Origin of the sequence: Eubacterium maltosivorans (genome assembly GCF_002441855.2) — a bacterium.
Classification (GTDB): domain Bacteria; phylum Bacillota; class Clostridia; order Eubacteriales; family Eubacteriaceae; genus Eubacterium; species Eubacterium maltosivorans.
Map to the genome: position 1 here is coordinate 3,113,136 of NZ_CP029487.1, position 20,825 is coordinate 3,133,960.

21 protein-coding genes are annotated in these 20,825 nt (G+C 50.2%); 16 read left to right on the top strand and 5 right to left on the bottom strand.

What is annotated here, in order from left to right; genetic code table 11:
* Positions 1-13 precede the first annotated feature (13 nt).
* The 6 genes from CPZ25_RS14435 to CPZ25_RS14460 all read left to right on the top strand — a co-directional run bounded on the left by CPZ25_RS14435 (position 14) and on the right by CPZ25_RS14460 (position 4,951).
* Positions 14-1,030 (top strand): dihydroxyacetone kinase subunit DhaK, encoded by a 1,017-nt coding sequence (locus CPZ25_RS14435; RefSeq protein WP_339622556.1) that lies wholly within the window; start codon positions 14-16, stop codon positions 1,028-1,030.
* Positions 1,031-1,189: 159 nt separating this feature from the next.
* A complete protein-coding gene (gene dhaL, locus CPZ25_RS14440) occupies positions 1,190-1,837 on the top strand; it encodes a dihydroxyacetone kinase subunit DhaL (protein WP_058696072.1) in 648 nt (215 codons plus the stop codon).
* A gap of 94 nt (positions 1,838-1,931) precedes the next feature.
* The gene (locus CPZ25_RS14445; RefSeq protein WP_058696071.1) at positions 1,932-2,369 is read left to right on the top strand and encodes a hypothetical protein; all 438 of its coding nucleotides are present in this window, start codon (positions 1,932-1,934) and stop codon (positions 2,367-2,369) included.
* Positions 2,370-2,517: 148 nt separating this feature from the next.
* Positions 2,518-3,333, top strand: a complete 816-nt coding sequence (locus CPZ25_RS14450) for an amino acid ABC transporter substrate-binding protein (protein WP_058696070.1) — start codon at positions 2,518-2,520, stop codon at positions 3,331-3,333.
* A gap of 199 nt (positions 3,334-3,532) precedes the next feature.
* Positions 3,533-4,189: an amino acid ABC transporter permease gene (locus CPZ25_RS14455; RefSeq protein WP_058696069.1), complete on the top strand. Its 657-nt coding sequence runs from the start codon at positions 3,533-3,535 to the stop codon at positions 4,187-4,189.
* 9 nt (positions 4,190-4,198) lie between these two features.
* Positions 4,199-4,951, top strand: a complete 753-nt coding sequence (locus tag CPZ25_RS14460) for an amino acid ABC transporter ATP-binding protein (protein WP_074617917.1) — start codon at positions 4,199-4,201, stop codon at positions 4,949-4,951.
* Between the two features lie 82 nt (positions 4,952-5,033).
* Here CPZ25_RS14460 and CPZ25_RS14465 read toward each other — a convergent pair whose 3' ends face one another.
* The gene (locus tag CPZ25_RS14465; RefSeq protein ID WP_058696067.1) at positions 5,034-5,684 is read right to left on the bottom strand and encodes a TetR/AcrR family transcriptional regulator; all 651 of its coding nucleotides are present in this window, start codon (positions 5,682-5,684) and stop codon (positions 5,034-5,036) included.
* 123 nt (positions 5,685-5,807) lie between these two features.
* Positions 5,808-6,470 carry a TetR/AcrR family transcriptional regulator gene (locus CPZ25_RS14470; protein WP_096919084.1) on the bottom strand — a complete coding sequence of 221 codons (663 nt, stop codon included), beginning with the start codon at positions 6,468-6,470 and terminating at the stop codon, positions 5,808-5,810.
* Positions 6,471-6,729: 259 nt separating this feature from the next.
* On the opposite strand from CPZ25_RS14470, the gene CPZ25_RS14475 reads away from it, so the two are divergent.
* The 7 genes from CPZ25_RS14475 (at position 6,730) to CPZ25_RS14495 (ending at position 14,100) form a co-directional block, all read left to right on the top strand.
* Complete coding sequence (locus CPZ25_RS14475; protein ID WP_096919085.1) at positions 6,730-7,869, top strand: uroporphyrinogen decarboxylase family protein; 1,140 nt, start codon at positions 6,730-6,732, stop codon at positions 7,867-7,869.
* A 10-nt stretch (positions 7,870-7,879) separates the two neighbouring features.
* The gene (locus CPZ25_RS20530; protein ID WP_167495243.1) at positions 7,880-8,029 is read left to right on the top strand and encodes a hypothetical protein; all 150 of its coding nucleotides are present in this window, start codon (positions 7,880-7,882) and stop codon (positions 8,027-8,029) included.
* Positions 8,030-8,285: 256 nt separating this feature from the next.
* Positions 8,286-9,440 carry a uroporphyrinogen decarboxylase family protein gene (locus tag CPZ25_RS14480; protein WP_058696064.1) on the top strand — a complete coding sequence of 385 codons (1,155 nt, stop codon included), beginning with the start codon at positions 8,286-8,288 and terminating at the stop codon, positions 9,438-9,440.
* 21 nt (positions 9,441-9,461) lie between these two features.
* A complete protein-coding gene (locus tag CPZ25_RS21035; RefSeq protein ID WP_263422116.1) occupies positions 9,462-9,596 on the top strand; it encodes a hypothetical protein in 135 nt (44 codons plus the stop codon).
* A 76-nt stretch (positions 9,597-9,672) separates the two neighbouring features.
* Positions 9,673-11,091 (top strand): MFS transporter, encoded by a 1,419-nt coding sequence (locus CPZ25_RS14485; protein ID WP_058696063.1) that lies wholly within the window; start codon positions 9,673-9,675, stop codon positions 11,089-11,091.
* Between the two features lie 85 nt (positions 11,092-11,176).
* Positions 11,177-12,568, top strand: a complete 1,392-nt coding sequence (locus CPZ25_RS14490; RefSeq protein WP_058696062.1) for an SLC13 family permease — start codon at positions 11,177-11,179, stop codon at positions 12,566-12,568.
* A gap of 329 nt (positions 12,569-12,897) precedes the next feature.
* Entirely contained in the window at positions 12,898-14,100 is a 1,203-nt protein-coding gene (locus CPZ25_RS14495; RefSeq protein ID WP_058696061.1) for an MFS transporter, read from the top strand.
* 34 nt (positions 14,101-14,134) lie between these two features.
* Here CPZ25_RS14495 and CPZ25_RS14500 read toward each other — a convergent pair whose 3' ends face one another.
* The gene (locus CPZ25_RS14500) at positions 14,135-14,782 is read right to left on the bottom strand and encodes a TetR/AcrR family transcriptional regulator (protein ID WP_058696060.1); all 648 of its coding nucleotides are present in this window, start codon (positions 14,780-14,782) and stop codon (positions 14,135-14,137) included.
* Positions 14,783-14,924: 142 nt separating this feature from the next.
* Here CPZ25_RS14500 and CPZ25_RS14505 point away from each other — a divergent pair, with 142 nt between their 5' ends.
* Together CPZ25_RS14505 and CPZ25_RS20535 are read left to right on the top strand one after the other, a co-directional pair.
* The gene (locus CPZ25_RS14505) at positions 14,925-16,070 is read left to right on the top strand and encodes a uroporphyrinogen decarboxylase family protein (RefSeq protein ID WP_074617923.1); all 1,146 of its coding nucleotides are present in this window, start codon (positions 14,925-14,927) and stop codon (positions 16,068-16,070) included.
* A gap of 10 nt (positions 16,071-16,080) precedes the next feature.
* Positions 16,081-16,227, top strand: a complete 147-nt coding sequence (locus CPZ25_RS20535) for a hypothetical protein (protein WP_158501405.1) — start codon at positions 16,081-16,083, stop codon at positions 16,225-16,227.
* 113 nt (positions 16,228-16,340) lie between these two features.
* On the opposite strand, the gene CPZ25_RS14510 is transcribed toward CPZ25_RS20535, so the two are convergent.
* Both CPZ25_RS14510 and CPZ25_RS14515 read right to left on the bottom strand, forming a co-directional pair.
* On the bottom strand, positions 16,341-17,810 hold the full coding sequence (locus CPZ25_RS14510) for an NAD(P)/FAD-dependent oxidoreductase (protein WP_096919087.1): 1,470 nt from the start codon (positions 17,808-17,810) through the stop codon (positions 16,341-16,343).
* 103 nt (positions 17,811-17,913) lie between these two features.
* Positions 17,914-18,951, bottom strand: coding sequence for an asparaginase (locus tag CPZ25_RS14515; RefSeq protein ID WP_096919088.1), 1,038 nt, complete (start codon positions 18,949-18,951; stop codon positions 17,914-17,916).
* A gap of 177 nt (positions 18,952-19,128) precedes the next feature.
* Here CPZ25_RS14515 and CPZ25_RS14520 point away from each other — a divergent pair, with 177 nt between their 5' ends.
* A complete protein-coding gene (locus CPZ25_RS14520; protein ID WP_096919089.1) occupies positions 19,129-20,748 on the top strand; it encodes a hydantoinase/oxoprolinase family protein in 1,620 nt (539 codons plus the stop codon).
* Positions 20,749-20,825: the final 77 nt, after the last annotated feature.

The following is a 20,825-nucleotide window of genomic DNA, read 5'->3' on the forward strand; positions in this document are numbered from 1 at the left end:
GAGGAAATTTATCATGACAATGAAACGTTTGATCAACGATCCCTACGACGTAGTGGAAGAAATGGTGGAAGGATATGTCAAAGCGCATGACCGCTATGTAAAAATGTGTGACCTTGAAGAAGCGCAGGGCCGTGTCGTTGTGGCAAAAGATGCTGGAACAAAAGACAAAGTTGGTGTTGTTATTGGTGGTGGCTCCGGTCATGAACCGCTGTTCATCGGTTATGTCGGTGAAAACTTTGCGGATGGCGTTGTAATTGGTAATATCAATACTTCTCCTTCTCCAGACCCATGCTACGCAGCCGCTAAAGCTGTTGACAATGGCAAGGGCGTTATCTATTTATACGGTAACTACGCAGGCGACGTGATGAACTTTGACATGGGCGCAGAAAAAGCCGATGAAGAAGACGATATCCGTGTTGAAACTGTTCTGGTAACAGACGATGTTGTTTCCTCAGAAAATATCCCTGACCGCCGCGGTATTGCAGGCGACTTCTTCGTATTCAAGGCTGCTGGCGCAAAAGCTGCCATGGGCGCAGATCTGGACGCTGTTGTCGCCGCCGCTTCAAAATGTAATGACAATACCCGCAGCATGGGCGTTGCCATGTCTTCCGCTACCTTACCATCTAAAGGCGGCCCGATCTTTGACATGGAAGACGGCGATATGGAAATCGGTATGGGTATCCACGGCGAACCTGGTGTCAGAAGAGGCAAGATCGAACCGGCTGACGCGGTAATCGACGAAATCATGGACCCAATCCTGAAAGACCTGCCATACGAATCTGGCGATGAAGTTTATGTACTGGTAAACAGCTTAGGCGCTACTCCGATTCTTGACTTACACATCTGCTACAGACGTGTTGCGCAGATCCTGGAAGAAAAGGGCATTAAGGTTCACAGAGCTTTAGTTGGTCCTTTTGCCTGTTCCATGGATATGGCCGGGATGTCCGTTACCTTATGTAAACTGGATGACGAACTGAAAGAATTATTAGACTACCCATGTGATACACCTTACTTCACACAGGTAAAATAATTAAGACGTTAACGAAATTAAGAGAGAATAAACTATAACTGTGTCTCGGGCCCTTAGCGGGGTCCGGGATTCTTTACTTCACAAAGTACGTCCTGTCCTATGTCCCTATCGATAGGACAGGGCGCATTTGGTGAAATAAGAACAAAAGGAGACCAAAAAATGAGCGAATATGTTTTAGATAAACAGTACTTTGTAGATGTTGTCAAAGATCTCATCAAGCTGGCAGAAGACCGTAAGGACTATTTTACAGAGCTGGACTCTGCCATCGGCGACGGCGACCACGGTATGAACCTGTCCATCGGCTTCAGAGAAGTGGATAAAAACCTGGACGAATGGCAGAAGGAAAGTGTTAACGGCTTTTATAAAAAAGTTGGTACCGCGTTACTTGACAAGGTTGGTGGTTCCTCCGGACCGTTATACGGCAGCTTTTTTATGAAATTTGGCCTGCCGGTCAAGACAAAGGGCCCGGACGACGGCGTTACCTTTGACGAATTCATCGAAATGATGGAAACCGGCGTCAACATCATTAAAAAGCGTGGCAAATCGACCACCGGTGAAAAAACAATGCTGGATACTTTAGTACCAGCGGTTGAAACTTTAAAATCCGCCTATGAAGGTGGTGCAGCTCCGAAAGAAGCCATGGCGAAAGCAGTAGAAGCCGGCAAAGACGGCCTTGAATCGACCCGCAACATTGTTGCGACCAAAGGCAGAGCCATGCGTCTTGGTGAACGTGCCATCGGCCATCTGGACCCGGGTGCTGCATCCTCCGCAGAAATTCTGGAAGTATTCTACAATCATATGCCGTAAGAGAACAAAAAGGCAGACAGGTGCGTCGCGAAACAGGACGCACCTGTTTTTTTGTAATTGAAAAGGTAAAGAAAAACCAAGGAAGGGACAACATATGAAAAATACGTTTGCGATCCGCTGCCAAAAGTGCGGCTATGAAAAGGACTTTTACCTGGGCGTTGGACTGCTCCATTCCGGGGCGCCGGATTTCGATTCGGAGTATGCTGTGCTGCCAAGACTGGTCCGGGACCCGGAGGCGCTGGCCCGCATTAAGCGTATGGTGGCAGAGGAAGGCGGAACCCTCGTCACCGATTACCGCTACGGCGTTTACCGCTGCCCGGCCTGCGGAGCTTTTTATAAACGCTTTGCCTACGCGGTGGAGAAAGCCGATGGACAGAAGATCATGCCAGAATATATTTGTGAATGCGGCGAAACGCTTGAAGCAGTGGAACCCGAGACCCTCAACCTTTCGGACTGCGTTTGCCCGGAATGTGGCGAAAAGCGGCTGCATGAAGCGGATTCAACCTTTTCACCTCTGGATAGTGAGGATTAATTATGAGGAAAAGGCACTCTAAGGCTAATGGACAATAAATAAGTACAACAAATAAATAATAAAAAAATATGCATTTTATAGTAGCATTTTACTGTAATGAAGTGTATAATACAGGTATATGAATACTGTCATTTTAAAGGAGAGAGAAATGAAAAAGAAAAGTATGATGACCTTACTCATCGTTGCGCTTCTGTCCCTGGCCATGCTGTCAGGCTGCAGCAGCAGCGGTGGAAACGACAACCAGGCAGCAGGAAACAGCGCCAATGACGACAAAACCTTTGTGGTTGGTCTGGACGATTCCTTTCCGCCAATGGGCTTCCGAGACGATCAGAACAACATCGTCGGCTTTGATGTGGATTTAGCTACCGAAGCCGCCAAACGCATGGGTATGGAACCTAAGATGCAGGTCGTCAACTGGGATACCAAAGAGCTTGAGTTGGACAGCGGCAACATCGACGCGATCTGGAACGGCCTGTCCGTCACACCAGAGCGCCAGGAAGCCATGCTCATGACCAAGCCGTACCTGAAAAACGATCAGGTAATCGTGGTTAAGAAGGATTCCGGCATCGCTAAAAAAGCAGACCTTGAAGGCAAGAACGTCGGCCTCCAGAAGGGCTCCACCGCCTATGACGCCTTTGAAGCGGACGATATCCACACCAAGGTTGCGGGAATGAATGAATACCCCGAAAATGTATCCGCCCTTCAGGATTTAGGCATTGGCCGTATCGACGCCGTCATTGTCGACTCTGTGGTCGCGCGCTACTACATCTCAAGTGAAAATGCAGATTATGTGATCCTGGACGAAAGCCTGTCACCAGAAACCTATGCGGTTGGTGTCAAGAAAGGCAATACTGAATTACAGGAAAAAATTCAGAAAGCCATCGACGACATGGTCGCTGACGGTACTGCCGCTGAAATTTCCAAGAAATGGTTCGGCGAAGACATTTTCTATACAGGAAATTAAATGATTTGAGAATTGAGCATTGAAAATGGAGAATTAGAGGAGCGGATGCGCTGTGCGCATCCTACAGATTGTCAAAAGAGTGCCGCAGGCCGAGACTGCACCTTTTAAGATTTTTTGATACTCTGAAACCATACAGTGGTTTGCCCTTTTAATTCTCCATTCTGCATTCTCAATTCTCCACCTAAAAACGGGAGATATTATGGATTCAACCTATTTTATGAATGTGCTCACGCCAATGCTCCAGGGGTGTCTGGTGACATTGGCTGTTTTTGCGGTAACGATCATTTCGTCCCTGCCGCTGGGATTTTTGTTTACCCTGATGTCCAGAAGCAGGATTATGGTGCTGCGGGGCTTTGCAGAAGTCTATATCTACATCCTCAGAGGAACGCCGCTGCTCTTACAGTTGATGTTTGTCTATTTTGGCCTGCCGCTTCTACCGGGCGTTGGCAAATTTTTGGTGTTTGACCGCTTTGTGGCAGCCTGCATCGCCTTTGGGCTTAACTACGCCGCCTATTTTGCCGAAATTTTCAGAGGCGGGCTCTTAGCCATTGACAAGGGGCAGTACGAAGCGTCTAAGGTGCTGGGGCTGACTAAGTTTGAGACCATGACCCGTGTGGTCATTCCGCAGATGATCAGAGTCTGTCTGCCCTCCATCAGCAATGAGACCATTACCCTGCTCAAGGATACCGCGCTGGTCACCACCATCGGTGTGGCGGAAATCATCCACTATGCCAAAACAGCAGTGAACCGGGACGCCAACCCCTTTGCCTTTGTGGTGGCAGCGGCGATTTATCTGGTCATCAATTTTGTACTCACCTTTGTCTTTAAAAAACTGGAAAAGAAATACGAATTTTAGGAGACTGTCATGGAAGAAATCATCAACGTATTCAATTTGAACAAGAGCTTTGACACCAATCATGTGCTGAAGGGCGTCTCCTTTCAGGTGAACCGGGGCGATGTTGTGGCGGTGATCGGCTCCTCCGGCTCTGGGAAATCGACACTTTTACGCTGCCTGATCGATCTTGAAAAGGCCGATAGCGGCACCATCACCATGGAGGGCAAGGACCTGATGAAGGACGGCGTTTATGCTTCCCAGAACGAGATTCGGAGCATTATCATGAAGATGGGGATGGTGTTCCAGCATTTTAATCTCTTTCCGCACCTCACAGTCCGCCAGAATCTGGAGCTCGCCCCCAAGGTTGTCAAGAAGGAAAAGGGCGAGGCTATGGATATGCGCTGTGAGAAGCATCTGGCCCAGGTCGGTCTGCTCGAAAAGATCGACGCCATGCCGTCCACTCTTTCCGGCGGCGAAAAACAGCGCGTCGCCATCGCCCGCGCCCTTATGATGAACCCAGACATTCTGCTTTTTGACGAGCCGACCTCCGCTCTGGACCCAGAACTGACCGGCGAGGTTCTGAACGTTATGCAGCAGCTGGCCGAGGCACACATGACCATGATCGTCGTGACCCATGAAATGAGTTTTGCCAGAGAGGTCGCCAACAAGATCCTCTTTATGAACGACGGCATCATCTTAGAGGAGGGCACGCCTGAAGATATCTTCGAGCATCCGAAAAACGACCGGACAAAGGAATTCCTCAGCAGTATCACGCGCAGATAATATCTAAAAAATACAGAAAAGTCCAAAATCACAAAGGTTTTGGACTTTTCTGCATTTTTTGTACCCAGTTCAGGAAAAAACATCATTTTAAAAGCTGAACGTCTGAAAAATCATGGCTTCTGTAAAAAACCAGAGACTGGTAGCTGGTTTTATAGATGGCGGCCTCAGGAATACCGATACAGCGGGCTGTATTGGTCAGGAGGAAAATGCCGAAATCCTCAATGGGCATCTTCAAACGTCCCTCACAATAGGAAAGCAGACACTCGCGGCGGGCACCGAAATCGGCGGTTACAATGGCGTTAAACTCAATGGGCCGAATGCGCAGACTGTAATCCCTTATAAAATCATGGTAAATCTGGCTGATGTTCCCGTGAAGAGAGCTGAACAACGTATCATTCTTAAAAACCTCGTAATAGAAATTCCGCGTGTGCGGGTCTGATAAGAGGTTGTGGTAGTAGATCATGGTCAGCCGGAAGTGGCTCTCAAAGGAATTCCACGGTTCGTATTGTTTTTGGCGGATGGCTGAGTCAAGATTGGTAAAGTAGTCGTCGAAAAGACGGCTCACAAAGGTGGCTTTGGTCGCAAAATGGTAGGTCATAGAGCCAAGCGTTGTCCCCGAATGGTCAGCGATCTGTTGGATGGTGGTTGCGTCGTAGCCCTGTTCGTAAAACAGCTCCTTGGCGCTCGCGAGAATGCGCTCCTTTGTCATTTCGCCTTTTGTCATTTTTCGCATAGTTGGGCTCCTTCTAAAAAAGTTCTAACAAAAATTTTAACATGGATTTTAGAGGAGGACAAGGCGTAAACACGCCGGAACAGACAGAATTTTGACGTGTCAATGTAAATATTAGCATCGGCCTCAGACCAGAAGTTTTATTTTTGAATGATCGTATTTTTGTTCAAATTCTTCACCCCTTAAAAGGTAGGTCTGCATCTTCTCCTCATCAATTTTAAAAAGCCGACTCCGATAGAGGTAAAGGTGCGTGATGAGTCCCCTGACGGTGTGCCCCGGCCTTGGATTTTCAATGAAATCGAGGACGATCTCACGCCGCATGCCAAGATCGGCCAGACTGAGGGTGTAGAGCTCAGCATCACTGAGGGTGTAGCCACAGTCCTTGATGAACTGGCGGTAGACATGGCGGAAATTCTGGCCCAGAAAGGCCTGGATGGATTCCCGCCGGAGGGTATCGGCGTGAAAGCAGGCGGTAGCGTCATCCTTGAAGACAGCGGCGTAGTACAGAAACGCGGTGTAGGCGTTCTTCTCAATACTGTTAATGCCTTCGCTCTGAGTATGGTTTTCCACAAAGGCGTAGGTCTGGAGATGGAGATCGGAATAGACGGCCTTGATCAGATCTTCCTTTGTCTTAAAATAATAGGCGAAGGTGCCAGTGCGGATGCCAGCCTGAGCGCAGATGTCCTTGACCGACGTCTTTGCAAAGCCCTTACTGTGAAAATCGGCCCGGGCGATCTCAAGAATTTTGTTTTTAGTTTTCAATCCCTTGTCGGATGCTGCTTTTGCCATAAACCTCTCCCTGATGCTGTTTTTAACAGTATAGCATAACTTTGTTCAGAAAAAAATTAAAAAACCCGAAAGACGTGATTTTATCAGGGTTTTAGAAGAAAAGATAACAGTAAAAACAAAAGTTTTTAATAAAAATGTTTGACAAACCCTGAAATAGGTCCTATAATGCAAACTATAAATCGGCTATTTTGAAAAAAGCCGAAAATATTGCGAGGATTCTACGGTTATGTAAATTTAGTATTGGGAAAGGGGTAATCAAATGAATCAGAAACAGGAGCGGATCGAGAATATCCGTAAGGTGGTGGCGCTGGAAACACCGGACTATGTGCCCATTGAGCACGTGGTCACGCCAGAGCTGGCTATCGAGTACGCAGGGTATCCCATGTTTAAGGGGCTTTGGGACACCAGTCTCGCCATCGACGCGATGGGTAAGGCCATCCCGGCCTACGATGGTGATTTTATCCGGAGCACCTTTTACCGTTCACCGCGGTATTACAGCGCTCTGGAAGCCAAATCTTTTGTGCAGAGCAAGGACGGCTATGTCCAGCATCCGGAGGTGCACGCCATGGAGGATACCGAGTACGCGGCGCTCATCGCGGACCCGGCCGCCTTTCTGGCCGGTACATGCCTGCCGAGGCTTTATCAGGTCTTTGACAAGCCAGAGCCTTACCGCAGCATGGCGCTGGCCAGAGGCATGATGACCTTTAACCGGACCTTTGGGCCCTTTAACGCAGCGGTGGGACAGATCCTCACAGATAACGGCCTGCCGCTCATCACATCTGCCTCAGCGGAAGCACCCTTTGACTTCCTGGCCGATCTGCTCAGAAGCTTTACGGGCATTTCAAAGGATATCCGCCGCCATAAGAGCGAGGTAAAGGAAGCCTGCGAAGCCCTGCTGCCGTTGATGATCCAGAAGGCCTGTGTTGCGCCGCCGGCAGCCCATCAGATGGTCTTTATGCCGCTGCACATGCCGCCATACCTCAGCGAAAAGGTCTTTGGCGAGCTGTGGTGGCCGACCTTTAAGCAGATGGTTGAAACGCTGGTGGAAAAGGGGCACTATCTCTATATTTTCTTTGAGGGCGACTGGACCCGCTATTATGATTATCTGGAAGAACTGCCAGCCGGCCGGATTCTGGGGCGCTTTGAGTACGCAGACCCCAGAGTTATCAAGGAGCGCCTTGGAAAGATCATGAGCGTTACCGGCTTTTTCCCTGTGACCATCATTGCCCAGGGAACAAAGGAGACATGCCTTGACAAGACCAAAGAGCTGATGGATATTCTGGCCCCGGGCGGCGGCTATGCCTTTGGTTTTGACAAGATCACCACATCGGTGCGGGATATTAACATGGAAAACATTACCGCGGTCAACGCCTATGTCCGTGAGCATGGAAAATATTAGGAGGTGCAGAATGGATAACAACGTAAAAACAGGATTGTTCCCCTTTGAGGACGTAAAGGAAACCATGGCTCTCGATGCAGAAAGGGAGGCGCTGGTGCGCGAAATCTGGGAGAGCGATGAAGCGGCGTTCATGAATTTTGTCATCGGACTGCTGCAATAGCTTAAGAAAAGAGAAAAGGCACTTTTTCTGGAAAGGGCTTTAAAAAGCCTTGCTTTCAGAAAAAGTGTTATTTTTTACTGTTAAAACAGTAAAAAATAAAATATTTAATAAAAAAATCCTTGACAAAAAATCTGAAAAGGTTTATCATTTCAGTAAACAAAAAGAAATTTACTGAAAAAACAGTAATCAAAAAAGATTATACTAAAAAATACATTGATCCGGAGCAATGTATTGGTTTCTAAGAGAGGGAATTAAAATGAGTGATGTAAAACAACTGCAAGAGGAAAGAACCCAGTTATTCAAAGATGTTTATGATGGAGTGCAGCCAAAGCGCGTGCCCATTGAATTATCCATCACATGGGACGCGGCCATTCCATACGCAGGCATGGATATGAAAACAGCCCAGTGGAATCCTGAAACCTTCGAGACTTTTTTCGACAAGGTCTGCTCAGAATTTCCAACAGATAAAGCGCCGATTGCCCCCACGCTGCGTCCGCCGGGATTTTACGAAATTCTAGGCGCAAAGGGCATTATCATGAGCAATACCGGCACCATGCAGCACCCTGAGGTGCACTGCCTGGAAGTGGAGGAATACGACGAATTTATCGCCGATCCCTACAAATGTATGGTTGAAAAGCTGATGCCCCGCCTGTTTGCAGCGCTGGACACAGAGCCCATGCGCGCAGCTCTCAACTTTGCCAAGGGCTACAAGGCAAAATGTGATATTGACGCGGCTATGGGCGGTGTTGCCGCTGCGATGACCAACAAGTACGGCTTTGCCGCGCTGCCTAAGGGCGGCATGACCGAAGCGCCGCTGGACTTCATGGCAGATTTTATCCGCTCCTTCACAGGGATCATCAAGGATATGCGCAGAAACAAGGAGCAGGTCGTGGCAGCGGTTGAGGCCATTCTGCCGCACATGGAAAAAATCGGGATTGTGCCTGCCTCCTCACGCTATGCGAGAACCTTTATTCCGCTGCACATGGCGCCTTTCATGAAGGAAAAGGACTTTGCCAAATTCTGGTGGCCGACCTTTGAGGCACTGATGCAGTACCTGTCCGACCATGGCGCAGGCGTCAAGCTGTTTGTTGAGCAGGACTGGATGAAAAAGATTGATTATCTGGCATCCCTTAAGGACCGTGTCGAAATGCAGTTTGAATTCGGCGATCCAAAGCTGGCCAAGGAAAAGGTGGGCAAGGACCATATTATTTCTGGCTTCTTCCCGATCACCATGCTCCAGACCGCAACCGAAAAAGAATGTGTGGACAAGGCCAAAGAGCTCATCGACATTCTGGCGCCGGGCGGCGGCTTCATCTTCAACACCGACAAGAGCCTGTACTCACTGGCAGGGCCCATTGCCGACAACCTGAAGGCCGTGATCGAAACCGTCAGAACTTACGGCGTTTACTAAGAATTTAAAGGAGAGAAAATCATGAACAGCGAATATTACACAACCTGGGAAGAATACGTCAAGGAACGCCCTCAGTTAGAGGAGATTGCGGACGCAGAAGTGGTGCAGTCCTACGAGGAAGCTATTTACCGCTTTGTGTTCCAGTTGTTTTTATAAAATTCACGTACGGATATGTTACGGAGCCGGGTAAGGCCGGCTCCAGCTTCAAAACAGGGGAAAGAGGAGTAAAATTATGAAGCGAATTAACAGTAAGATTAAGAATTTCTTCGGCTTGGGGGACGCCGGATTTTCATTCATGACCACGGTCGAAACGTCATTCTTCCTCATCTTTTTAACAGACGTTGCGCACCTGCCACTGGCCTGGGCGGCCATTATTTCGACATTAACCGGTGTCTGCGACACGGTTTCCGCCATTGTGGCCGGAGCCATCGTGGACAAATGCAACCTGAAGCACGGTAAATACCGTTCCTGGCTGCTCTACGGACCACCCTTTGTCATTGTCTTTTTCGCGCTCCAGTTTACAAAGGTGGGCACAGACCTCACCGCTGCGATTGTCATTTGTTTAGGATTCATCATCAGTCATTTTATCTGGAATATCGCATGGACTGCCAATCGCTCACTGGTCGGCGCTCTGACCGACGAGCCCACCGAACGCGCCCACTTATCCGGCCGTATCTCAGCAGGCTCCAGCATTGGTAAACTGTTCGCATCGAAGCTTGTTCCGCTCATGGCAGTTGCCTTTGCCGGCCTTTTCGCAGGCGGCGGTGAAGTATGGGGCTATACCCTGACCGCTCTTGTCGGCGCGATCTTAATGTTCATCGGCTATTATGTCCACTACTATATTACCGCGGGCTATGATCTGCCAGAGCCAAAGGCTGAAAAAGGGACAGAGCTGGCCGAGGTTGAGAAGGTATCGGTTCTGGATATGCTCAAGGGCGTGTTCGCCAACCCACCGCTGGTCGCCACAGTGTTTTGTGACTTTATCCGTCTGATCGGCTACTATGCACTTATGGCCTTTGTCGCTTACTACTCAAAGGTTATGTTCCCGGAAAGCTCAGCGGCTGTAACTGGCAATGTACTGCTGGCCTTTAACCTTGGCACACTGGTCGGCTCGCTGCTCTCCAAGCACGCGGTCGCCAAATTTGGAACAAAAATGTCCACCATCATCGGTATGGCGGGCTGTGTGGTCTTTACAGCCATTGCTTACTTTTTCGCAGGCAGCCAGATTGCGGTCATCGTGCTCATCTTTGTGAGCCAGGTCTTCTTTGGTGTGGCTTACGGGCTCACCACCAGCCTTTACACCAACTGCGCCACCTACAGCGAGTACAAAACCGGCAAGAACACCAAAGGCTTTATCATGGGTCTGTGCTCCTTCTCCATCAAGATGTCCATCGTGCTCAGAGGTCTGGTCATCACGACGGGTCTTGGCATCATCGGCTACTCTGCCGAAGCGGCCATCACCGACAGCTTAGTCAGCGGCGCGACCGTCATGTGCTTTATCGTTCCGGCCATCTTCATCGCGGTTGCCATCATCCCGCTTCTGTTCTACAAGCTCAGTGACAAGGAAGTCATGGAAATGGACGGCGAGATTGCCCTCCGCAAAAAAGCCGCCATCGAAAAAGCAGAAGCAGACGACGCGGCAACAGAATAATCCTTCATAGAAAAGTAAATAGGAGCTCTCTTTTTTCGGGAGCTCTTTTTTTATACCATCAATAAAAATAAGAATGAGGAATAAAATGAAAAAAAGACAGCTTTTGGGCTTGATCGTGAGTGTTGTTCTTTTAGCGGCCGTTTTCGTTTTGCCAGCTCCTCAGGGGCTTACCAGCGAAGGCTTTACCACCATTGGTATCCTGCTGGCGTTTCTGATGCTTTTGGTGACAGAGGCCCTTCCCATTGGTGTTATCTGTATTTTCTGTATCGCACTACTGCCCACACTGGGCGCGGCAGACAGTCTGAAAACCGCGCTCAGCGGTTATACCACGCCGATTCTATACTTTGTGCTGGTGTCCTTTGGCATCTCTGAGGCCGTGGCTAAGGTGCCGCTGTCTCGCCGGATACTCATTGGGCTCATGCGGGTCTTTGGCAAAAATGTCAAGACCATCCTGCTGGCCATTATGATCTGTGCGGCGGCCATATCGTCGCTGGTTTCCAATGTGCCCACAACTGCCATTTTCATGGGGATCGGTCTGGGCTTTCTGGAAATCTTTGAATCGGAGGCAGAGCGGAAACGCACTGGAAAGGCCATTATGATCGCCATCCCGGTGTCCAGTATGATCGGCGGCATCATGACGCCTGCGGGCACTTCTTTAAATCTGCTGACCATGGATCTGTTAGACCAGCTGGCAGGCATGAACATCACCTTTGTGCAGTGGATGTTTGTGGGGATTCCTATCGCCGTTGTTCTGCTGCCCATCGCCTGGTTCGCCATTATCAAGGTTTACAAGCCCGCGGAGGTGGGGCAGGAGAAAATTCAGAAGTACCTCGAGACCATCGCGGTGCCGGATAAAATCGAGAAAAAGGAGGCGCTGGTCATGATCATCACACTGGGTATGCTGGCTTTCTGGATTGCCAGCTCCTGGCTCCCGTTTCTGGATGTGACCATCATTGCCCTTTTGGGCTTTGTCTGCTACTTTCTGCCAGGCGTCGAGGTGCTGACCTGGAAAGAATTTGTGAAAAGCGTGAGCTGGGAGGCCTTTTTCCTGGTGGGGACAGTGCTCTGCATTGCCAACTGTATTGTGGACAACGGCGTGAGTGCCTGGTTTATCGATACTGTGCTGCCCGCCACCCTGAGCCTGCCTGCCGCAGGCGTGGTGTTTATCGTGAGCGTCATTGTATTTCTGATGCTGTTAGTCATACCGGTGGCCCCGGCGCTCATCGCGGTCCTTGCGCCAGCGATGGTCAGCTTTGCGGACACAACGGGGGTGAACGTCATGATTCTGCTGGTGGCGATGGGAATCTGCGCCAGCAACTGCTACCTGTTCCCACTGGACACGGTGCCGCTCATCACCTATTCCACCAAATATTACACCATGATGGACATGCCGAAATCCACGGCCTTTATCCAGATGGCACTGGCGGGTCTGGTGGCGCTGTGGGTACCGATTGCCGGCAGTCTTATGGGCTGGTAGGGCTGGCTGTTTTAGTCCTTTTTAGAAGCTGAAATCTTTTGATTTTGGCTTCTTTTTTATGTTTTGGACAGAAAAGATAATATTATAAAATTACAATGAATTATAAAATTTGAGAAAATCAATAAGTCAGAACTCAACCGTAAAATAACTTTAAATCCCTTTGAAATAGCCAAAAAATTAAGAAGATTTTAAAAATCCAAAGGATAAAAATTATAAAAGTTTTATAAAATACAAAATTATGGTTGACAAACCAGGTGATAGCGAATACAATAATATTGTAAATTTCATGAGGTTTATAAAATTTGATTGTGAAAAATTTGGAGGGGAAAATGGAAAAAGCAGCAAAAGAAAGCTCTGGTTTTCGTTGGTTTATGTTATTTATTTTGTTGGCCAGCTTTACCGTCACCTTTATGACGCGGTTTATCTGGTCGCCGCTCATTCCTACCATGAGTAAGGAATTTGGCCTGTCCGCCACCGAGGCTGGGGCTTATATGTCGGCCTTTTATACCGGATATCTGATTACACAGATTCCGGGCGGCATGCTGGCAGACCGTTTTGGCGTCAAGTTTGTCATGTCCATCTCGCTTTTGATCGGCGGCGTGGCAACCTTCTTCTTGTCCATGATGACAAGCTATGAGATGGGCTTTGCCCTGAGAGTGGCGACAGGTCTGGGCGCTGGCTGTATCATGGCCTGCTGTGGAAAGATGATCAGCAAATACTTCAAGCCAAACGAAAGAAGTATGGCTTTTGGGATTTTACTTGTCGGCCCGACTGCCGGACTGCTTTTAAGCAATTACCTTGGACCTGTTCTGCTGAGCAGCATGGGCTGGCAGGGTGCTTTCAGAGTAATCGGCATTATCGCCATGATTATTGCAGTTTTAGTTTTTGTTCTTGTTAAAAGCGAAAAGGTGGATAAAAGCCAGATTGCGAAGGTCGGCTTTTTCTCAAGCCTGGGCGATGTTCTGAAAAATAAAGGTGTCGTGCTCGTGGGGCTGGCAGGCTTTGGCCTGATGTGGGTTTCCCTTGGCACGGCGACCTGGGCAAACGCTTATATGGGCTCTCTCGGCATTGAAAGCTCTGTGGCCGGACAGGTTATGATGCTTTACAGCGCCGGCGGTATTATCGCTTCAGTAATTTCTGGCTTTATTGTTGATAAATTCCATCTGGACCGCCGTAAGTTTATTATGGGCTGTTATCTGGTTCTGGTGGTGATCACTGTTATTTTTGGCATGCAGACCAGCGTGGGCGCCCTGATGCTGACCGGCTTTTTGTTTGGCTTTTTCTCTTATACGGCCAACCCGCATCTCAATGCCATTGTCATTGACTACTCCGGCGCGGCCTTCTCGGCAACGGCCACAGGCTTTACCAATGTCATGTTCCAGCTGGCGTCTCTCATCGGCCCGCTGGTATTCGGGTTTATGTCTGACAGCACCGGCAGCTTTTCTTCTGTCTGGATCGCCATGGCGGCAGGCCCGCTTCTGGGGATTCTGGTTCTGCTGGCAGCCAAAAACGCTAAGAAGGCTGAGGAATAAAAAAAGCCCGGCGGCTGCGGGCTTCGTCTCTCCTTTACACAAGGAAGCGAATATCGTCGTGATAAATGGTTTTGGCAGTGTTGATGCCTTTGTAAAGCATGGTAGTAATGGTATTCTGGTCGATGCCCAGAAGCCTGGGAAGGATACCGTTAATGAGAAAAATCACATCGTCGGTGGTGTCGGCCAGAGGCTTTTCAAAGAAATTCAGAAAGTATTCCCGCCGGGCGCCAAAGTCGAGGTAGAGGAGATTTTGGAAATCATGGTCAGAGATCACGACATTGAAGTCCTCCACATAGCGGCGGTAAGTCTGGGTAGCGGTCTTATTCATGATCCGGTAGTTTGAGGTTTTCTTGAGGTTTTCATAGTAAAACCGGCGGTTGTTTTCATCGCTGAGGATAATCTCATAATAAATCCAGGACAGAATGGCGTGGCGCAGGATGGAATTGTCCAGGCCGTCCTTCATCGCTTCGGTGATACGGAGGCTGATCTGGGTGAAAAACTCAGAGTAAATGTGCTGAACAATCTTATCTTTGGTTTTAAAATAATAGGTAAAAAGACCGATGGGAACCTCAGCCGTGTCGGCGATTTCCTTGATTTTGGTCTTTTCGTAGCCTTTGTCATAAAATAACTGCTTGGCAGTTTGATAGATCATGTTACGGGTTTGAACCCCTTTTTCGTACATAAAGCGGCTCCTTTTCATAAACTGTCTCATTAGAATATCATATTTCCTGGGAAAGGACAAGCTTTATGTCTGCGAATGAATTTAAACAGGATGACAATTTTGGAAAAAAATAATTATAATTTTAAACATTAAGAGGTGTAAAATGAGTAAATATCAGGAAAGTTTAGAAAGATGCCAGAAGGCAGTCAATCTTGAACAACCGGACCGCATTCCGGTTATCTGTAAGGTCGATCCGACCTTTGCCATCGAGTATGCAGGCTTTGATATGAAAGAAGCCCTTTGGAATGTGGACCGTATCGCCGAGGCCTACTCAAAGGTTTATGAGGACTTCTATTTTGACGGCGGCGGCTATATGGGCCGTTTCCCGCTTTTCTACAAAGTTATGCAGTCTAAATCGTTTGTGCCCAACGACAGCAACGGCTACGTGCAGCATCCAGAGGTATCCGGCTTAAACGCTGACGAATACGATGAGTATATCGCAGACCCCTACAAGACCATTGTCAACAAGGTAGTGCCGCGTTTATACCCGGCCCTGGCGGCAGAGGGGATGGAAGGCGGCCTGAACTGGGCAAGAGCCATCAATGCCAATAACCGTATCATGGGCAAGATTGTGGCAGGCAACAACCTGGTGGCAGAAAAATATGGGGTTCCAAACCTGCGCCGCGGCATCACCGAAGCCCCCTTTGACTTTGTGGCAGATCAGCTGCGCGGCTTCAGCGGCGCGTCTATGGATATCCGCCGTCATTCCGAACAGATCCGCCAGGCGGCAGAGGTTTCCACACCGCTTATGGCCAAACTGGCCCGTCTGAGCAACCCTACACCAGGCGGCAGCGCATCTGTTTTTATGCCGCTGCACATGCCCTCCTACATGCGCACCAAGGACTTTGAAAAGCTATACTGGCCAAGCTTTAAGGCACTTATCGACGAGCTGGTGGGCGAAGGCTACACCATTCAGGTGTTCTTTGAAAAAAACTGGACCCGCTATTACGAGTTCCTTCAGGAGCTGCCAAAGGGTGTTATCGGCTATTTTGAAGAGGATGATCTGGGCGTGGTCAAGGAAAAGCTGGGCAAAAAGATGTGTATCATGGGCAATATGCCGCTCAGCATTCTGAGAACCGGCACCGTGCAGCAGTGTATCGACACTGCCAAAGAAATCATCGACAAGGCAGCGCCGAACGGCGGCTACCTCTTTACCACGGATAAATCGCTGCTCACCGTCAAGGACGTGAAGGCGGAAAATTTCCGCGCGGTCAACGAGTTTGTGCACGAATACGGCATTTACAAATAGGAGGAAAATCATGGAAATCAAATCAGAAGCAATTAAATCCTGGGAAAGCCAGGTAGAAAAGGGCATTGAAAAAGAAGAAAACACAGAGATCATGCAGTCCTTCTGGGATGAAAATGAGGATTCTGTTTTTCAGTTTGTTATGAGTTTAATGGTGTAGAAACTATTTAAAAACGGTACGGTCTGTTTCGGACCGTACCGTTTTTTCTGCGCTTTATGGCACAGAGAATGTAGAAAAAAACTTATCCGCATTGTTTGTATCTCAGGGCAGGCTTATTCATCTTTCATATGTTCTTCGATGTAGGCAACAATTTCGTTTTTGCCGATGCGGTTAACGCCGCTGTGCTCAATGTCAAAGCCTGGGTCGATTTCGTAGCCCAGCTCTTTCGACATGACTTCAGCGACGCGCGGACGGCAGAAGGTGCCCTGGCACCAGCCCATACCCGCGCGGGTGCGGCGTTTGATGCCGTCGATGGTGGTGACGGGGATACCGCGGTGCATGGCGTCCAGAATCGTGGCCTCGGTGACCTGCTCGCAGCGGCAGACCATGCGCTCAGGATCACCCAGCGGCAGATCTAAAAGCGGCAGGATTTCCTTCATTGGTTTTAATGCCTTCTTAGTGATGATGGGATCGCGGTGCGGGTTAAAGCCCGGGTCCTCCCGAAGATCGAGACCAGCGTCTCTCAGAATTCCAGCGACCATCTGGGCGATGGCCGGTGAAGAGGTAATACCTGGCGACTGAATGCCCGCAACGTTGATGAAATGAGGCACACGACTTTCCTCAACGATAAAGTCATCGGTGGTGCTGACTGCCCGCACACCTGTAAAGCTGCGGATAAACTGCTTGATATTCAGCTTGTCTGTGGTCAGGGTCGCTTCCTTAAAAATCTTCAGAAGGCGTTCGGCGTGGGTGTCGCGGTCGACGCTTTCGTCATTGACAGCGTCCGGCCCGATGAGCAGGTTGCCATGGTAGGTTGGTGTGACGAGAATACCCTTGCCCATTTTGGTCGGCATCTGGAACAGCACCTGGTTGATGGCGGAGCCGGAGCCGCGCACCATGAGCAGATACTCGCCGGAGCGCGGGAGAATCTGAAAATCGTCCACGCCCACCATAGCGGAGATTTTATCTGAGTACAGCCCGGCAGCGTTGACCACGTAGCGGGTATCAAAAACCTGGTCCTCGCCGGCAATGACGTCAAAGCCGTTTTCGGTCCGTTCGATGGCTTTTACCGGCGTTTCAAGGTAGAGCTCCACGCCGTTGGCCACTGCGTTTTCGGCCAGAGCGATGGCCATTTCGTAGGGTGAGCAGACGCCGGCGCCTTTGCAGTACAGCGCGTATTTGACCTCAGGGTTCACATTCGGTTCGATTTCCATTATGGCGTCGTGGTCCAGAATTTCGAGATCCGGAAGCCCATTGAGGCGTCCGTTTTCAAGCAGGTCCTCCAGACCTTTTTTCTGTTCCTCCTCAAATGCAAGAACCAGCGAACCAATGGGCGCAAAACCAAAATTCAGCTCCTCGTTCAGCTTCTCAAACTGCCTGCGGCCCTGATAGCACACGCGGCCCTTGAGCTTGGCGTGGGCTTCGGCGTAGCCGCCGTGGACAATGGCAGAGTTTGCCTTTGTGGAACCCATAGACACATCGTTTTCCTTTTCAAGCAGGGCGATTTTGAGATCATATCGGGAGAGCTCACGGGCAATGCTCGTACCGATGATTCCAGCGCCGATTATTACAACATCGTACATTTATATTACCTCCTAGATTCGTTACCTTAATATATATCCTTATTTTATAACGAAAAACAGAAAAGATAAATGCAAATTTTTGCTAAATGCGAATTATTTTAATTTACACGAACTCGAAAAACCGCTCAGCGCGCATGTAGTCAGCCGGATCGGTTTCTTTCTGGTTATAAGCAAAATAAAGCTTGGTGACCGCGGCCTCAAAAGAGATATTTTCCAGAGGGATGCCGCCCTGGCTAATGAGGTCATGGCCGGTGGCGTAGAGGTCTCCCTGCGCGTTCTTAAAGGAGATCAGATAATGGTCGGACTTCGGATGGCTGGCGATAAAACCCGCAAGAGAAGCGCCGTCGGGGCCTTGGGCGTTGCCGGTGGCCGAGTGGTAGAGCGCGTGAAGAACCGCGGCCGGCGGTGTGCCACCCAGATCAATGTAGCGGTAGTCCATGCCCGGATAAGCGCGGAGCGCCAGCACCTTCTGGTTGAACACTGGCGTGGCGGCCCAGCCGGTGTGGTGTGGTCGGTTCTTTAAAGCGTCCATGGACGGGCTCAGCCGCGCGTTTCCATGAGAAAGGCAGTGCCGGTCATTGATGGCGAAGGGGCGTCCGCCAAAGCTTAGGAAATTGTCGTTGATCCAGTCCGCCTCCAGAAGCCGCGTCCCCAGATGAATCTGCGTTTTGCCGTCTTTATTCTCATAGACGGTAAAAATGCCTGGCAGGCCGGTGTTCAGGATAAAATCCACCGCGCCGCTGAAATTGGGCAGTGCGTTGCTCTCGGGATGACCCAGCGGATGGTTTGAGCAGACTAGCACAATGGGAATGGGTGTGGTATTAAAAAAATAGCTTAAAGCCGCCGCTGTGTAGGGCAGGGTATCGGAGCCGTGTGTCACGATAATGCCCTTGTAACGGTCAAAATCGACGGTTTTAAGGGCGTTGATGATCTGGGACCAGTGGGCGGGCACCAGGTTTTCGCTCAGAATGGTAAAGGGGCGGCTGACCTCGAAATCGACCAGCCGGGACGCATTTTTCAGATAGGTCTGGATCAGAGCGTCACCCTTTTCGGGGTCTATGTCAATACAGCCGTCATGAATGGCGCTGCCGATAGTGCCGCCGGTTTGCAGCAGAAAAATATTTTGGATGATGGGATACATAAGCACTCCTCGATTTTCATTTTGTTTTAGATTATTTTAACATAGAAAAGAGCCGGAGGCCACTGTAAAACCAGAGCTGGCCGCGCCGAAAGAACGTGAAATGGGAGAGACTTCCAGGCAAATATTTGTTATAATGGGTTCATCACAGACAGGTTTTAAGACAGGAAGGAAATTTCGATGCAGACAGTATTAGGAATTGATACGGGCGGAACGTATACCGACGCCGTTTTACTGGAACAGAAAACAAAAAAAGTGTTAAAAAAAGCAAAATCACCGACCACCAGGGACAATCTGGCCGTCGGGATTGGAAAGAGTATCCGCGGTCTTGGCTTAGGCCCGGAGGATACCGTTGAGAAGGTGGTGCTGTCCACCACGCTGGCTACCAATGCTATTGTCGAGGGCGAAGGACGCCCCACAGGGCTGATCATCATCGGCGAGCTGCCAAAGGGCGAGCTGCCCGACACACACAGGGCACAGGTTCAGGGAAAGGTCAATATCAAGGGAAAAGAGGTGATCCCGCTGGATACGGCGCAGGTCATCGAAGCCTGCAAAGCCATCGCGCCCCAGGTGCAGGCCTTTGCCGTGTCCGGCATGATGAGCGTGCGCAACGCGGGTCAGGAGCTGGCGGTCAAAAACATCATTAAAGCGCAGTGCGCCCTGCCAGTGGTCTGCGGCCACGAGCTCAGCAGCCAGCTGGGGTTCCACGACCGGACTGTCACCACAGTCCTCAACGCCAGCCTGATCCCCATTCTCGAGGATTTTATCCGTGCTGTGGAGGTGACGCTGGCAGATCAGGGCATCGACGCGCCCGTGTATATGGTAAAGGGCGACGGCAATCTGGCCAGCCTTTCCTTTATTCAGGAAAAGCCCATCGAGTCCATTCTGTCCGGCCCGGCCGCCAGCGTTATCGGGGCTTTGAGCCTGGCAGGCTGCGATGACGGTGTCGTTGTCGATATGGGGGGCACTACCACTGACAGCGGCATTGTCATAGACAACACCCTGACCCTGGCGCCCATCGGCGCGCGCGTTGGCGACTGGCAGACCCAGATCGACTCTGCTCAGATCAACACCTGCGGGCTGGGCGGCGATACACAGATCATTCCAGTGGACGGACGCCCCACCCTGACAGGGCGGCGTGTCCTGCCAGCCTGTCGCGGCGGCAGCGATGGGCTGACCCCTACCGATCTGCTGCACTACACCGGAGATTTTGAAGGCTGGGACCGTGAGCGGGTCGTCCGCGCCGTGGACGCGCAGACAGATAAAAACCCCGATGCCTATGTCGGCGAAGCCGAAGCGCAGATCCTGGGAATCATCAAAAAAGAGGTGCTCAGCCTGTACGAGGAGCATGCGGTTCCCATCATCGCCATCGGCGCGCCGGCCAAAACCTGGTATGAGAAAATTCACGAGGAAACAGGCCGCATTGTCATTGTCCCAGAGCACTACGAGGTGGCCAACGCTGTGGGCGCAGCCATGGCCGCTGTCGAGGAGCGCGTCACCGCGCTGGTGCGCCCCGATGAGGAAAACGACGGTTATGTCGCCCATGTGGCCGGCCAGTGCAGAAGCTTTCAGGATAAAGCCGAGGCCGTGGCGTTTGTGCAAAGGGAAGCCGAAGCCCGGGCGGCCGCGGCCGCGAAAGCGCAGGGTGCTCCGGACATCAGCGTCCAGGTATTCTGCGACGACATCGTGGAGAAAATCGGCTGGCGTGAGCGCTATATCGAGACCCGCGTAAAGGCTGTGGCCAAGGCCACCACCCTCAAGCTGAAAATGCAGGAAGAGAAGGACGAAAGACGGCCGTAGGGGGCGTTAGCAGCAAAATACGCGCGGCTTGAAATTTTTTAAAACTTTTTTCAAAAAAAGACTTGCAATCTTTTGGA